15 protein-coding genes are annotated in these 13,592 nt (G+C 67.1%); 9 read left to right on the plus strand and 6 right to left on the minus strand.

The window, feature by feature from the left end:
• Positions 1-620 (minus strand): cbb3-type cytochrome c oxidase subunit I (locus UK23_RS05435; RefSeq protein ID WP_045310256.1); only part of this gene is annotated, 620 nt, incomplete at its 3' end.
• Positions 621-764: 144 nt separating this feature from the next.
• On the opposite strand from UK23_RS05435, the gene UK23_RS05440 reads away from it, so the two are divergent.
• Together UK23_RS05440 and UK23_RS05445 are read left to right on the plus strand one after the other, a co-directional pair.
• The gene (locus UK23_RS05440) at positions 765-1,271 is read left to right on the plus strand and encodes a DUF305 domain-containing protein (protein ID WP_045310257.1); all 507 of its coding nucleotides are present in this window, start codon (positions 765-767) and stop codon (positions 1,269-1,271) included.
• Positions 1,272-1,287: 16 nt separating this feature from the next.
• A complete protein-coding gene (locus UK23_RS05445) occupies positions 1,288-2,082 on the plus strand; it encodes an aminoglycoside phosphotransferase family protein (protein WP_156212805.1) in 795 nt (264 codons plus the stop codon).
• Here the strand turns inward: UK23_RS05445 and UK23_RS05450 are convergent.
• From UK23_RS05450 to UK23_RS52505, 4 genes are all read right to left on the minus strand, one after another.
• Entirely contained in the window at positions 2,079-2,681 is a 603-nt protein-coding gene (locus UK23_RS05450) for an LPXTG cell wall anchor domain-containing protein (protein ID WP_045310258.1), read from the minus strand. The two genes, UK23_RS05445 and UK23_RS05450, sit on opposite strands and share 4 nt — an antisense overlap.
• Before the next feature lie 103 nt (positions 2,682-2,784).
• The gene (locus tag UK23_RS05455) at positions 2,785-3,456 is read right to left on the minus strand and encodes an LPXTG cell wall anchor domain-containing protein (protein ID WP_045310259.1); all 672 of its coding nucleotides are present in this window, start codon (positions 3,454-3,456) and stop codon (positions 2,785-2,787) included.
• Positions 3,457-3,826: 370 nt separating this feature from the next.
• Positions 3,827-5,080, minus strand: a complete 1,254-nt coding sequence (locus tag UK23_RS05460) for an aKG-HExxH-type peptide beta-hydroxylase (RefSeq protein WP_156212807.1) — start codon at positions 5,078-5,080, stop codon at positions 3,827-3,829.
• A 237-nt stretch (positions 5,081-5,317) separates the two neighbouring features.
• Positions 5,318-5,470 (minus strand): hypothetical protein, encoded by a 153-nt coding sequence (locus UK23_RS52505; RefSeq protein WP_196777618.1) that lies wholly within the window; start codon positions 5,468-5,470, stop codon positions 5,318-5,320.
• 156 nt (positions 5,471-5,626) lie between these two features.
• Here UK23_RS52505 and UK23_RS05465 point away from each other — a divergent pair, with 156 nt between their 5' ends.
• On the plus strand, positions 5,627-6,433 hold the full coding sequence (locus tag UK23_RS05465) for a FadR/GntR family transcriptional regulator (protein ID WP_045310260.1): 807 nt from the start codon (positions 5,627-5,629) through the stop codon (positions 6,431-6,433).
• A 91-nt stretch (positions 6,434-6,524) separates the two neighbouring features.
• Complete coding sequence (locus tag UK23_RS05470; RefSeq protein ID WP_231114389.1) at positions 6,525-7,670, plus strand: hypothetical protein; 1,146 nt, start codon at positions 6,525-6,527, stop codon at positions 7,668-7,670.
• A gap of 1 nt (position 7,671) precedes the next feature.
• Here UK23_RS05470 and UK23_RS51265 read toward each other — a convergent pair whose 3' ends face one another.
• On the minus strand, positions 7,672-7,827 hold the full coding sequence (locus UK23_RS51265; protein WP_156212809.1) for a hypothetical protein: 156 nt from the start codon (positions 7,825-7,827) through the stop codon (positions 7,672-7,674).
• Positions 7,828-7,949: 122 nt separating this feature from the next.
• Here UK23_RS51265 and UK23_RS05475 point away from each other — a divergent pair, with 122 nt between their 5' ends.
• From UK23_RS05475 to UK23_RS05495, 5 genes are all read left to right on the plus strand, one after another.
• Positions 7,950-8,933, plus strand: coding sequence for a LacI family DNA-binding transcriptional regulator (locus tag UK23_RS05475; RefSeq protein ID WP_045310261.1), 984 nt, complete (start codon positions 7,950-7,952; stop codon positions 8,931-8,933).
• Between the two features lie 105 nt (positions 8,934-9,038).
• Positions 9,039-10,367, plus strand: a complete 1,329-nt coding sequence (locus UK23_RS05480) for an ABC transporter substrate-binding protein (RefSeq protein WP_045310262.1) — start codon at positions 9,039-9,041, stop codon at positions 10,365-10,367.
• Positions 10,368-11,225, plus strand: coding sequence for a carbohydrate ABC transporter permease (locus UK23_RS05485; protein WP_045310263.1), 858 nt, complete (start codon positions 10,368-10,370; stop codon positions 11,223-11,225).
• On the plus strand, positions 11,222-12,055 hold the full coding sequence (locus tag UK23_RS05490) for a carbohydrate ABC transporter permease (RefSeq protein ID WP_045310264.1): 834 nt from the start codon (positions 11,222-11,224) through the stop codon (positions 12,053-12,055). Before UK23_RS05485 ends, UK23_RS05490 begins: the two co-directional genes overlap by 4 nt.
• Before the next feature lie 11 nt (positions 12,056-12,066).
• The gene (locus UK23_RS05495) at positions 12,067-13,548 is read left to right on the plus strand and encodes a glycoside hydrolase family 13 protein (protein ID WP_045310265.1); all 1,482 of its coding nucleotides are present in this window, start codon (positions 12,067-12,069) and stop codon (positions 13,546-13,548) included.
• Positions 13,549-13,592 lie beyond the last annotated feature (44 nt).

Below are 13,592 nucleotides of genomic sequence, written 5' to 3' on the forward strand. Positions count from 1 at the left end.
GTGAAGATCGGCATGCGGAACATCGTCATGCCGGGCGCGCGCAGGCAGACCACGGTGGTGATCATGTTGACCGCACCGAGGATCGTGCCCAGACCACCGATGACGAGGCCGGAGATCCACAGGTCGGCGCCGACGCCGGGCGAGTGGATCGCGTTGCTCAGCGGGGTGTAGGCGAACCAGCCGAAGTCGGCCGCACCACCGGGGGTGATGAAGCCGGACATCACGATCAGGCCGCCGAAGAGGTACAGCCAGTACGAGAACGCGTTGAGACGCGGGAACGCCACGTCGGGCGAGCCGATCTGCAACGGGAGCACGAAGTTCGCGAAGCCGAAGACGATCGGCGTCGCGTACAGCAGCAGCATCACGGTGCCGTGCATCGTGAAGAGCTGGTTGAACTGCTCCTGGCTGAGGAACTGCATGCCGGGACGGGCCAGCTCGGTCCGCATCAGCATGGCCATCGCGCCGCCGACCATGAAGAAGGCGAACGAGGTGACCAGGTACAGGATGCCGATCTGCTTGTGGTCCGTGGTGCGGAACATCCGCAGCAGGAAGGACCCCTTGACCGCAGTGCGCGTCGGATAAGGACGCGTTGCGATCGGCTGCGGGGCTACGGCCGTCACGGTGCCTCCAGGCCTTGGTGGGACCAGTTCGTTCGGGAAACTCCCCGGGATATTAGACGGAGCCGATCAGCTCCATTCGGGTGGGCCATGGCCGCCTGCCAGCGGCGTAGCGCACGTCACACGTATCCTGCCGCCGTGCTCCGAATGCTCGCTGTCGCTTCCGTCCTGTTGCTGTCCGCCTGCGGCAGTCCGGCCACGCACAACTCGGCGGACGTCGCGTTCGCGCAGGGCATGGTGCCGCACCACGAACAGGCGCTGGAGATGAGCGAGCTGGTCGCCTCCCGCACGGAGAACCCCCGCGTGATCGACCTGGCGTCGCGGATCTCGTCGTCGCAGAAGCCGGAGATCGACCGCATGAACGGTTGGTTGAAGGACTGGAACGCTCCCGTCCAGGCTTCGTCGCACTCGTCACACGGGCACTCCCCGGACCACGGCATGGTCGAGCTGGGCAACCTCGCCGACCTCTCCGACACGGAGTTCGACCGCCAGTGGCTCTCGCTGATGATCCTGCACCACCGCGGCGCCGTGGAGATGGCGCGCAAGCACCTCTCCGCCGGCACCGACCCGGCGGCTCGCACGCTGGCGCAGGACGTGGTCGCGCACCAGGAGAAGGAGATCTCGGAAATGGAGTCGCTTCTCCCGCAGGGCTGATGCCAGCCTCTTTGCCGTGAGCACCTCAGCAGCCGTACGCGCAGCCGTGTCGTTCGCGGCCTCTCACGGCGTGGTCAGCACAGACCCGGTCGTCATGAAGGCCGGCAGCAACGTGATCGTGCACCTGCGCCCGGCCCCGGTCGTGGCCCGAGTCGCCTCACGCACAGCCCTCGTCCGCCCGTCGGTCATCGACCACTTCGGCCGCGACCTCTCGGTGTCTTCCTTCTTGGCCTCACGCGGCGTTCCTGTCGTGACGCCTTCTTCAGAGCTGCCTGCAGGCCCTCATGTGCTCGACGGCTTCGTCCTGGCGTTCAGCACCTACGTCCCGCACGACCCGTCCGTCGAACTGTCGCGCCCCGACGTGCTCAAGATGCTGCCCGATCTGCACGCCGAACTCCGTCTGTACGACGGCTCGCTGCCCACGCGCGGCCCTCTCGACGACACCGACAACACGCTCGCTTATCTGTCCGCACAGGGCGTTCCTGGGTTGGCGCCGTTCTATTCGCGCCGTGACGAGCTCCTGGCGCTCTGGGACGCGCACTTCAACGACGTCCAACCACTGCACGGCGACCCGCACTACGGCAACCTGCTGATGACCGCGGCCGGCCCGGTGTGGAACGACTTCGAGGACACCTGGCGCGGCCCCGTCGCCTGGGACCTCGCCTGCCTGGCCGGAGCAGCGGGTTCCGAGGCCGCCCTGCGCGCCGCGGAGATCTACGGCGGCGGGGCGGCTCCTCAGGACGTGGAGTTCCACGTTGAAGTACGCATCCTCTTCGGCACCCTCTGGGGCCTGCTGATCGAGAACTCCTAGGCGCGACGCCTGCGCAGCACCATCAGCACGGCGATACCGGCGGCCACCAGCGCCGCACCGAGTCCGAGCAGCCACGCGGACCCGAACCCGGTCGCCGCGAGCTCGTCCTTCGAGGCAGGCGCGGTCGTCGTCGGGACGGGCGTGGCGGTCACGCTGCTGCTCGGCGTGGTGGTGGTGGTGGTGGTGCTGGGCGGTGTCGTCACGCTGCTGCTCGGTGGCTCGATGAGCGTGCCGCACGCGAACCACGCGGTGATCTTCTCCGGCAGCCGCCCGGAGTCGACGGGCGCGTGCAGGTCGGCCCAGCCCTTCGCCAGTTTCTCGGCGAGGTAGACGTTGTAGCCGGAACTGCTGACGACCACGACCGACGTGATCCCGGTGTGGTCCAGCACGTCGATGTACGTGCCTTCCTTGACGTCCGCCTGGACCGACGCGGGCGCGATCGTCGTGCCGGCCAGCCCGGCGGCCGCACAGGTCGCGACGCTCTTCTCGTGTGCGGTGGCCCGCGAATCCCCCGCGTCGGCCACGGCCCCGTGCGCGGTGGCGGTCGACACGATCAGCACGAACAGGGCCCCGGCGACGGCGGCGAACGATCTCGGCATGGCCCGGATCCAAGCCCATCACGACAAGGGCTTCGTCATGCACCCGAACGCACGAACGCCGGAGGGGCCGTCCAGGCTCCTCCGGCGTTCAGTTCAGGCGTTTCTAGGCGCGACGCCTGCGCAGCACCATCAGCACGGCCGCACCGGCGGCCACGAGCGTGGCACCCACGCCGAGCAGCCAGGCCGACCCGAACCCGGTCGACGCCAGCTCTTCCGAACCGCCCGGCGCGTTCGGCGAGGTGGTCACTGTCGTGGCCGGGGTGGTCGCCGAGGACGAGGCCGGTGACGTCACGGTGCTCGTCGGCGGCTGCTCCTCCTTCGGCGGCTGCTCCTCACCGGGCGGCTGCTCGGTGACGATGCCGCAGGCGTACCAGTGGCTGATGCCGGGGATGTTGCCGCCGTTGTTGTCCGGCGACCGGAGCTTCTCCCACGGCAACGGCCCGAGCTTGGCCGCCAGGTAGACGTTGAACGCGTCCGAGCCCTTCACGACCACACCCGTGACAGTCGTGCCCGCCGGCGCGGCCGTGATGTTCAGGTACTGCTGCTTCTCGCCACCGGTGAAGGTGAACTTCTCCGGGGCGATGGTCGTGCCGGTCAGCCCGCCGACGGTGCACGCGTCGGGGTGGTCGATCGCGACGTTCTTGTCGTACGCGACAGCACGCTCGTCACCGGCGTTCAGCGCCGGCTTGTCGGGACCGGCGTGAGCGGTCGCGCTGAGCGCGACCAGGGCGAACGACGCCGCGGCAAGAGCAGCGAGCGGTCTGGACAGGGCCATCTGTTCTCCAGGGGATCGGCGGGTTGCCGAGATCTAAGACCATCGACGTCCCCCTAACGGGTGAAGCGATGGCCTCAGGTACGCCCTGTGGCCTAGTTGTTATGCCGCTGTGAAGTTGAGTCCCGAACGACCAAACGCGGGAGGGGCCGGTGCACCGGCCCCTCCCGCGAAAAGTCAGCTGAGCGTCAGTCGGTCTGCGCGACCTCGGCCGGACGCAGGTAAACCGTGGCACCGCCATTGGGCATGTGCCGGAAGAAATCAACCTGGCTCACAGGCTGACCAACCACTGGACCCACACCACTGGGAAGCTGCGGGGTGCGCCCGCCCTGCGTCGGAGGCGTCATGGGCGCGCGGACTGGCTGGTTCGGGGTCACGTCATCGGATCCTTCTCGAATGGGATGATTCTTCCCCTGGCTCGAACGAGAGACGCGTTTTCGAGCGATCCGAGCGCGACGTTCAGGCGCCGGATCACGGCGCCTTCTGAAGCACTCCACTCTTCGACTGCAACGGCCACCATCGCGGCCGCCTCTATCGTGGCGCTTTCGTCGTCGAACTGGGCTATGGCCCAGCTGGAGTCCGCGTCGAGCCAGAAGATGTCAGGAGGGCGTCCTGCCCTCGCCACCACCATTCGCCCTGACGCCGCCTGGGCGAGCCTCAGTCCGGGTGCCAGCTGGAAGTGACCATTAACGAGGCATACGTCCGGGAGTGTCGCACCGTTCACAAAGGACGGCATCTCATCGGCGCGACCTGGTGAAACGTCGTCGAGCAGCGCGTGTAGCAGCCAGCGCGCGTCCGAGCGCAGACCGGCCTCGTGCGCGACGAGCCACCGGCCGATCTCGGCCGCGCGGTCCTGCGCCTTCGGCAGCAGGGAGACCTGGCTGAGCTCCTGGGAATCGCACACGCGAAAGAATTGAGCGAGGGCCGTGTAGGCGTGCCACGCGGCGAAGGTCTGTTCCAGCGGCCAATCGGCTTTGGACCAGGAGTTCACGAAATGGTCGGCTTCTTCCGACCGCACACCGTCGAGGAATTCGCGGGTAACGGCGAAGTCGAAGAACTTGAGATGGGAGCACTCGTGCACGAGCGCTTCGACGATCTCGATCGCGGTCGCCGGCTCGTCTATCAGCACGAGGCCGGGCATGTACCGCGTCGACGCGGACACGACGCCACCTGAAGTCTCCGCCTTGAGCACCGCGAACAGGTCGAGATGGGAGAGGAGGTCGTCGGACATCTCCGGCGCCAGCCGCCTGAACAACCGCACCGCCTCGGCGACCAGCGCGAGAGCGGTGGCGAAACGCGCGCCGTCGGCTTCGGTCAGCACCTGTGGACGCGCTCCGGGCGGCGCGATGATCCGCAACGGGGTGGTCAGCTTGCGGGTCGCCTGCGGGTCCGACACGACGTCGACACCCGCGGCGTCACGCACGTCGATCCTCGCGGCCTCGAACAACGTCTCCGCTGTCAGGTCGTCATGGCCGGCGAGGGCGCGCCCGAGCTCGTAGCGGACAGCCGGGTGGTCCACCAGCTTGTCCGACAACTGCACACCGGGCACGAAGATCTCGCCCGCGAGCCGGTAGAGCGTCCGCCGCTCGTCTACCAGCACGCCAGCGGGCGCGATGGACGCATGCATGGCATGCGTGCTCGCGACAGTCGGCACCGCCGAACCAATCACCGACACAACCTTGTACTTGCGTCCCCGACGCCAATGAGGTCTGGGGCGGCACCAAATTCGATGTCGCCCTCGTACAGGGGCGGAAGCGTACCGGTAACTGGCAACGCTGTGATAGCCGACACCCCCAAACAGGTCGATGCCCGCGTCACCTGCGGGTTCCAGGTGACGCGGGCATCTATCTCCCCTCCCCCGGCATCAGCTCAGCATGATGCTGGTGACGTTCACGAAGCCGACTACGGCAAGCGCGACGATGGAGATGGCGAGCATCGTCAACACGGTGCGCCATCCGATCGCGGTGACGGCGACTGCGACGGCGGTGGCGATTCCGAGTGCACTCCCTGCGGACATCTCGATCCCTCCCGACTAGCGAGCTCGTGCTCCTGGGTGTGGGCGGTCCCAGGCGTCTCGCATGACATAAGAATCCCGCGCGGTCGGTTGTCTGTCAACGGTCGCCAGGTTGCCAGACAAGTTGCAACCAGACGGCAAGAGGCCTAGACTGGACCAATGCCCGCCGACGACGCACACCTCGGCGAGAGCTGGGCGCTCTCGCCCGACTCGCGTCGCCCGCTGCCGGAGCTGATCGAGCAGAAGCTCCGCGAGCAGATCATCGGCGGTGCTCTCAAGGCCGGTGACCGACTCCCCACCGAACCCGAGCTCGCCCGCATGTTGGATGTCGCCCGCAGCTCGCTGCGTACAGCTCTGCAGCGGTTGCAGCTGCAGGGCATCGTCGAGGTGCGTCGCGGCCTGGGCTGGTACGTGCGCCGGACCGATCTCGCGGCGATCGAGGAACACCTCGAGGGCAGACTGGCGGCGAAGCGGTTCTCCGACACGAACCTGCTGGAAGTGCGCATCGCCCTGGAGACCACCGCGGCGAGCCTCGCCGCGGTCCGCGCGGGCGATGGCGAACTGGACGAGCTCGCCAAGCTCAACCGCCGGTACCAGCGCGCCCCGGTCGACGATCAGCAGGAAGTGATCGAGTCGGACGAGGAGTTCCACCTGGCGCTGATCCGGGCGAGCCACAACGAGCTGCTGGAGGAGATGTACCAGGCGCTCGTGCCGGGCCTGCAGGACTGCAAGCGGCACGCGCATCCGTCCCGCGAGGTCCACAACAGATCGGCCAACGAGCACGAACAGGTGATCTGGTTCCTCCGCCGCCGGGACGAGGTCGGTGCGAAGAGCGCCATGACCACGCATTTGCTCGGGCTGTACAACGACCTGGCCACTGACGAGGCCGAACCCAGGGCCACGCTGAGCACGTACGTGGGAGTCCACGACGAGCCGATGTGGCCCCGGCCGCCGCGCACCACCTAGTACGGCGTCCGCCGAAAGGCTCTGGCGCGAATGCCACATCACTCCCACCATGTATGGACAGCCGGTGGAGTGAGGGGGCGGCGACCACGTGGTGACGGCTCAGACCCGCAGGCGCAGGCGGGCGGTCGTCGCCGCCACAGCCCTGCTCGTCGCGGCCGTCGCCGGCCTCGCCGCGACGCAGCTGTGGCACCCCGCCTCCCCCGCCGGTGAACTGCTGCGGCAGGTTCTCGCGGTGGCCTGGCCGTTGCCCGCCCTCGCCGGACTGGGGCTGCTGGCGTACGAACTGTTCCTGCACCAGCGGCTGGTGGCGGAGCTGGGCCGGATCTCAGGCCCGAACATCCTCGCCCACCTGCTGCCGAGCGAAGTGCTCAGGACGTTCCTGTCCTCGATCTACGGTGCGAACGAGGCGAACCAGGACGTCGTGTCCGGACTGCTCGGCGGCGAGGGAGTGCATCCCCAGGGGGGTGACCTGACGATCAGCACGAACACGACGGTCAAGCTGGAACTGCAGGGCATCGACGCCAAGGCCTACCACCTGGTCACGACGCAGAGCTACCAGTTCCGCCACACCGTGCCGGTCGATCGGTTCGTCCTTTTCGTCACGAGCAGCGTGCTGCTGCGCGACACGATCAGCGCGGCCTGCCGGTTCCCGCTGTTCGAGCTGTACTTCATCCCGGATCCCTCGCAATTCCTGGACTCGGTCGACGACATGCTGCACTCGACCCAGATCGCGATCGACTACATCGACCACGACAACAACCGGCGTTCCGCGGAACCGAGCCAGATCCCGCCGGTGGAGGTGCGGTTCGACCAGTGGCCGAACTACCTGACGTTCTTCCGCGAGGCCATGGGCCCGTTGCCCAAACTGAGCTCGCACAACCACCTCGGCGACCTGCGCATCTTCGAGTGCGACCTCAGCGGCATCGCGGACGATCACGTGGTGCGGGCGATCTGCGGGCTGACGATCAACTCGCGCACGCTCCAGCGCACCAGTGACGGCTTCTGCTACTGGCAGTCGCCCTACCCGTCGTACGTGGAGCGGATCACGTTCGACGTGCGCAGCCTCGCCGTCGACCACGCGCCGGAGCAGGAGTTCAGCGTCATGCCGTTCACGTTCCGCTCCAACACGCTGCCCGCGCAGTGGCTGAGCGCGGAGGACCTGAGCGATCTCTACGTGCGCTCGTGGGTGCTCCCCGGCCACGGCATCGCGCTGCTGTGGCGGGAGATGCGCGACTGACTCAGTCCGAGCCGTCCTGCGCCACGAACACCGTGCCGCCGTTGGGCGCGCTGCGGAACCAGTCGACTCTGCTCACGGGTTCCCTCGCGGGGACGCGCTGCTCCGGCACAGACGGAACACCGGGGACGGGCGTGTTCGGACCGTGTTCAGGACTCATCGCAGTCTCCTCCCTGCAGAGGCGGCTCTTCGAGAGTAAACGCGCGCTAACGTCGCGGGCGCCTGCCGAGCGGGTGAGCGTGGTGCTGCAAGCGAGCGCAAGAACTTGCGTACACTTGCGCCATGACGCAACGGAGGCTGGCCGAGGTCGCGGCCAAGGTCGGAGTCAGCGAGGCCACCGTCAGCCGGGTGCTGAACGGCAAGCCGGGCGTCTCGGACGCCACGCGCAGTGCCGTCCTCACCGCGCTCGACGTGCTCGGTTACGAGAGGCCGACGCAGCTCAGGGGTGAACGGGCCAGGCTCGTCGGGCTCGTCCTCCCCGAGCTGCAGAACCCGATCTTCCCCGCATTCGCCGATGTGGTCGGCAACGCGCTCGCCCAACGCGGCTTCACCCCGGTCCTGTGCACCAGGACGGCCGGCGGTGTCACCGAGGCCGAGTACCTGGAGCTGCTGCTCGAGCAGCACGTGTCCGGGATCGTGTTCGCCGGCGGGTTGTACGCGCAGAAGGACGCGAGCCACGGCCACTACCAGCAGATGATGTCCCGCAAACTGCCCGCGGTGCTGGTCAACGCCGCGATAGACGACCTCGCGTTCCCGCGCGTGAGCTGCGACGACGCGGTGGCGGTCGAGCAGGCGTACGGGCACCTCCTCTCGCTGGGGCACCGCAGGATCGGCGCCGTCCTCGGGCCGCCCGACCACGTGCCCAGCCTGCGCAAGCTCGAGGCCATCACCAAGCAGGGCGGCGCGGACGTCGAGCACGCCATGTTCAGCCTCGAAGGCGGCCAGGCTGCGGCGACCAAGCTCGTGCAACGCGGCGTCACGGCGATCATCTGCGCGAGCGACCCGCTGGCACTGGGCGCGATCCGGGCAGTCCGCAGGGCCGGACTCGACGTGCCCAAGGACATCTCGATCATCGGGTACGACGACTCGGCGTTCATGACCTGCACCGATCCGCCACTCACCACGGTGCGCCAGCCGATCGAGGCCATGGGGCGAGCGGCCGTCGAACTCCTGGCCAACCAGATCTCCGGCAACGCGGTCGCGCCGGACGAGCTCCTCTTCGAGCCCGAACTGGTGGTGAGGGCCTCCAGCGCACCGGTCCGCTAGCTCAGTCAGCTTCTTGCGAGTTTTCGTCTAGATATTGCGTTCAGATGTAACGACGACTTATGGTCGCCGTCACATCGACGCGCTCGCGAGAAGGGCGGCCCCACCATGAAGAAGTCCGCTGCCGTGCTGCTGGGCTGTGTCCTGGTCGCTGGCTGTGGGAGCGGTTCCACGACCGAGCCCGGCGGCAAGGTCCAGATCAACATCAACGGCCAGCCGCCCCAGACCCAGGCGTTCGACCGCAAGGTCTTCGACGAGGACGTGGCGGAGTTCGAGAAGGCGAACCCGGACATCGACCTCGTGCCGCACGAGGGGTTCATGGACCCGAAGACGTTCAGCGCCAAGCTCGCCGGCGGGCAGCTGGAGGACGTCTTCTACGTCTACTTCACCGACCCCGCGGCGCTCATCCAGCGCAAACAGGCCGCCGACCTGACCGACTACGTCAAGGACGTCCCGCACTACGGCGACCTCAAGCAGGAGCTCAAAGACGTCTTCACGGCCAACGGCAAGGTCTACGGGCTGCCCACCGCCAACTACACGATGGGCCTGCTCTACAGCCGCACCAACTTCACCAAGGCCGGCCTGAACCCGGACCAGCCGCCGAAGACCTGGGACGAGGTGAGAACAGCCGCCAAGAAGCTCAAGGACGCCGGAATCACGGGCTTCGCCGAGTACAGCAAGAGCAACCAGGGCGGCTGGCACTTCACCACCTGGATGAAGTCCGTCGGCGGTGACATCGCACGCAAGGACGGCGACACCTACAAGGCCGACTTCAACAACGACAAGGGTCGCGAGGTCCTGCGCCGCCTCAAGGAGATGCGCTGGGACGACAACTCCATGGGCGACAAGCAGCTCCTGGAGATCGGCGACGTGCAGAACATGATGGGCGCGGGCCAGCTCGGCATGTACCTCGCCGCACCCGACAACGTCGCCACGATCGTCAACCAGTTCAAGGGCAAGTACGACGACTACGGCCTGGCCGCGATCCCGGACCAGAAGGGCACCCTGCTCGGCGGCGAGGGCTACATGATCAACCCCAAGGCCACGCCCGAGAAGATCAAGGCCGGTCTGAAGTGGATTCAGTGGAAGTACCTGAACCCGGACCGCCTCGAGACCAACCTGCAGAAGTACAAGGACCGCGGCCAGCCCGTCGGCCTGCCGATCCCGCCGATCGCCGACATCTGGACCGGTGAGCCGCGGCAGCAGCAGGAAGAGCTCAAGGGCAAGTTCGCCACGATGCCGGTCAAGAACTTCCAGGCCTATGTGGACGGTTCGGAGCAGACCAAGGGCTCGCTGGAACCGCCGCAGGCACAACAGGTCTACGCGATCCTCGACTCAGTTGTGCAAGCGACTCTCACCAACAAGGACGCCGACCACGCCGCGTTGCTCAAGGACGCGGAGACCAAGGTCAACGCCGTTCTGGCGCAGGTGAAGTAAGTGCGGCGCCACGTCACCGCGTACGGCTTCCTCAGTCTCGCGCTGGTCGTCTTCGCGATCTTCTCCTGGTGGCCGATCGTGCGCGGCATCGTCCTGAGCTTCCAGCAGGTCAACTTCGTCACGAGCCCCGACTGGGTGGGCTGGGAGAACTTCGAGCGACTCTTCGCGGACCCGCTGTTCGTGGTGGCGTGGCGCAACACGCTGTTCTTCACGATCCTCGCCCTGGTCATCGGCTTCGGCGTCCCGTTCCTCACCGCCGTGGTGCTGAACGAACTCAGGCACGCCAAGGGCTACTTCCGCCTCCTGGTCTACCTGCCGGTCATGCTGCCACCGGTCGTGACGGCCTTGCTGTGGAAGTGGTTCTACGACCCCGGTCCAGGCCTGTTCAACTCTGTCCTAAGAGGACTTGGGCTGCCCACGTCCCAGTGGCTCGACTCCAGCAGCACCAGCATGATCAGCCTGGTTCTCGTCATCACCTGGGCGAACATGGGCTCCGCAACGCTGATCTACCTGGCCGCGCTGCAGACCATCCCCGGCGAGCTGTACGAGGCCGCGGACCTGGACGGCGCCGGCATCCTCAAGAAGGTCTGGCACGTCACGATCCCGCAGACCAAGTTCGTGATCCTGATGCTCCTGCTGCTCCAGGTCGTCGCGACCATGCAGATCTTCACCGAGCCGTTCGTCATGACCGGCGGCGGCCCGGAGGAGTCCACGGTCACCGTGCTCCTCCTGCTCTACCGCTACGCCTTCTACTACAACGACTTCGGCACCGCGAGCGCGCTGAGCCTGATCCTCTTCGGGGCGCTCGCCGTCTTCTCCTTCCTCTATCTGAAGATCACCAGGAAGGCCGACGCATGAGGACCCTCACCAGAGGCACCGGCAAGCTCTACTGGGCAGTCCTCACGATCACGCTGGTCCTGTTCACCGCGGCGTTCCTGCTCCCGCTGGTCTGGGTGCTGCTCGGCGCGTTCAAACCACCGGCCGAACTCGCGCAGCAACCCCCGACGATCCTGCCGCGGACCTGGGAACCGGGCGCGTACGTCAACGCCTGGAACTACATGGACCTCGGCCGGTTCTTCCTCAACACGTTCGTCGTCGCGATCGGCGCCTGGGCCGTGCAGATGGCCGTGATCGTCCCGGCGGCCTACGCACTCAGCAAACTGCGCCCGATCTTCGGCAACGTGATCATGGGCCTGATGCTGGCCACGCTCATGCTGCCCGCGACGGCGTTGCTGGTCCCGGTCTACCTCACCCTCACCGACCTCGACCTGCTCAACAACCCGGCTGGCATCTGGTTCCCTGCCGCCGCCAACGCGCTGAACGTCTACCTGCTCAAGCGCTTCTTCGACCAGATCCCAGAAGAACTGCTGGAAGCAGCCAGAATCGACGGCGCGAACGCCTGGACGACCCTCGTCCGGATCATCCTGCCGATCTCGCGGCCCATCCTCGCCGTCGTCTCGATCTTCGCGGTCGTCGCGGCCTGGAAGGACTTCATCTGGCCGCTGCTCGTGTTCCCAGATCCGGCGAAGCAGACCCTCAGCGTCGCGCTGCAGCGTTTCGCGCCGGACACCCCGATCAACCTCCTGCTCGCGGGCCTCGTGCTGGCGAGCCTGCCGATGGTCGCGCTGTTCCTGGCGTTCCAGCGGCACATCCTCGCGGGGCTCACCGCGGGCGGCGTAAAAGGCTGAAAGGACCACAGATGAGTTGGTGGCGCAACGCATCCATCTACCAGGTCTACCTCCGGAGCTTCGCGGACGGCAACGGGGACGGCATCGGCGACCTGGCCGGCCTCCGCGCCAAGCTCCAGCACATCGCGAGCCTCGGCTTCGACGCGATCTGGCTCAACCCCTGGTATCCGAGCCCCCTCGCCGACGGCGGTTACGACGTGGCGGACTACCGCGACATCGAGCCGGTCTTCGGATCCCTCGCCGACGCGGAGAAACTCATCGCCGACGCGCACGGCCTCGGCATCCGGATCATCATCGATCTCGTCCCGAACCACTGCAGCGACCAGCACCCGTGGTTCAAGGACGGCCTGTGGGACCGCTTCCACGTCCGGGACGGCGACGAGATCCCGAACGACTGGAAGTCGCGCTTCGGCGGCCCTGCCTGGAGCAAACTCCCGGACGGCCGCTGGTACCTGCACCTCTACGCCGCCGAGCAGCCGGACTTCAACTGGGAGAACCAGGCCGTCGAGGACGAGTTCGAGGACATCCTGCGGTTCTGGCTCGACCGCGGCGTCGACGGGTTCCGCATCGACGTGGCGGACGGCCTGGTGAAGGACTTCAGCCGCCCGGACGCCGAACAGCCCTACTCCGACCAGGACGGCGTGCACGAGATCTACCGCAGGTGGCGCGAGATCGTCGACGAGTACGACGGCGACCGGATCCTGGTCGGCGAGATGTGGCTGCCGGACCCGATCCGGTTCGCCAGGTACCTGCGCCCGGACGAGATGCACAGCGCGTTCAACTTCGACTTCCTCTGCTGCCCCTGGAACGCTCAAGAGCTGCGCCAAGTCGTCGACGACACGCTCGCCGCACACGAACCCGTTGGCGCACCACCGACCTGGGTGCTCTCCAACCACGACGTCACGAGGCACGTGACCCGCTACGGCCGCGAGAAGACCGGATTCTCCTTCGCGGACAGGCAACACGGCGCTCCGACCGACTTCGAGCTCGGTACGCGCAGGGCTCGCGCGGCGATCATGCTCACGGCGGCGTTGCCCGGTGGCGTGTACGTCTACCAGGGCGAGGAACTGGGCCTCTGGGAAGTCGAGGACCTGCCGGACGAGCTGCGCGAGGACCCGGTGTGGCACCGCTCCGGCTTCACCGACCGAGGCCGCGACGGCTGCCGCGTGCCACTCCCCTGGTCCTCAGAGGACGGTCCGAGCTGGTTGCCTCAGCCCGAAAGCTGGCAGGAGTTCTCGGTCGCGGCCCAGACCGACGACCCGGAGTCGATGCTCACCCTGTACCGCGAGGTGTTCGCGCAACGGCGCGCGATCGACGGCGACCTGGAGTGGCTCGACCTGGGCGAGGACGTGCTGGCGTTCAAGCGGAACACCCACACCACCATCGTCAACCTGTCGGACCGGCCGATCGATCTGCCCGCCACGCCAACGTTGTCGAGCATCCCGCTGACCAACGGCCAGCTCCCGCCCGACGCCGCGGCCTGGCTCTCCTGATCAAACGATGAAGGGAACCTTCATCCACGTGAGGTGGATGAAGG

This window comes from Lentzea aerocolonigenes, assembly GCF_000955955.1.
Classification (GTDB): domain Bacteria; phylum Actinomycetota; class Actinomycetes; order Mycobacteriales; family Pseudonocardiaceae; genus Lentzea; species Lentzea aerocolonigenes_A.

Bases quoted from the DNA above. Each gene is read 5' to 3' on its own strand.
- UK23_RS05460 (WP_156212807.1), bottom strand. From the start codon at position 5,080: ATGCATGCGTCCATCGCGCCCGCTGGCGTGCTGGTAGACGAGCGGCGG.
- UK23_RS51265 (WP_156212809.1), bottom strand. From the start codon at position 7,827: ATGAGTCCTGAACACGGTCCGAACACGCCCGTCCCCGGTGTTCCGTCT.
- UK23_RS05495 (WP_045310265.1), top strand. From the start codon at position 12,067: ATGAGTTGGTGGCGCAACGCATCCATCTACCAGGTCTACCTCCGGAGC.
- UK23_RS05455 (WP_045310259.1), bottom strand. From the start codon at position 3,456: ATGGCCCTGTCCAGACCGCTCGCTGCTCTTGCCGCGGCGTCGTTCGCC.
- UK23_RS05490 (WP_045310264.1), top strand. From the start codon at position 11,222: ATGAGGACCCTCACCAGAGGCACCGGCAAGCTCTACTGGGCAGTCCTC.
- UK23_RS52505 (WP_196777618.1), bottom strand. From the start codon at position 5,470: ATGTCCGCAGGGAGTGCACTCGGAATCGCCACCGCCGTCGCAGTCGCC.
- UK23_RS05480 (WP_045310262.1), top strand. From the start codon at position 9,039: ATGAAGAAGTCCGCTGCCGTGCTGCTGGGCTGTGTCCTGGTCGCTGGC.
- UK23_RS05465 (WP_045310260.1), top strand. From the start codon at position 5,627: ATGCCCGCCGACGACGCACACCTCGGCGAGAGCTGGGCGCTCTCGCCC.
- UK23_RS05475 (WP_045310261.1), top strand. From the start codon at position 7,950: ATGACGCAACGGAGGCTGGCCGAGGTCGCGGCCAAGGTCGGAGTCAGC.
- UK23_RS05450 (WP_045310258.1), bottom strand. From the start codon at position 2,681: ATGCCGAGATCGTTCGCCGCCGTCGCCGGGGCCCTGTTCGTGCTGATC.
- UK23_RS05440 (WP_045310257.1), top strand. From the start codon at position 765: ATGCTCGCTGTCGCTTCCGTCCTGTTGCTGTCCGCCTGCGGCAGTCCG.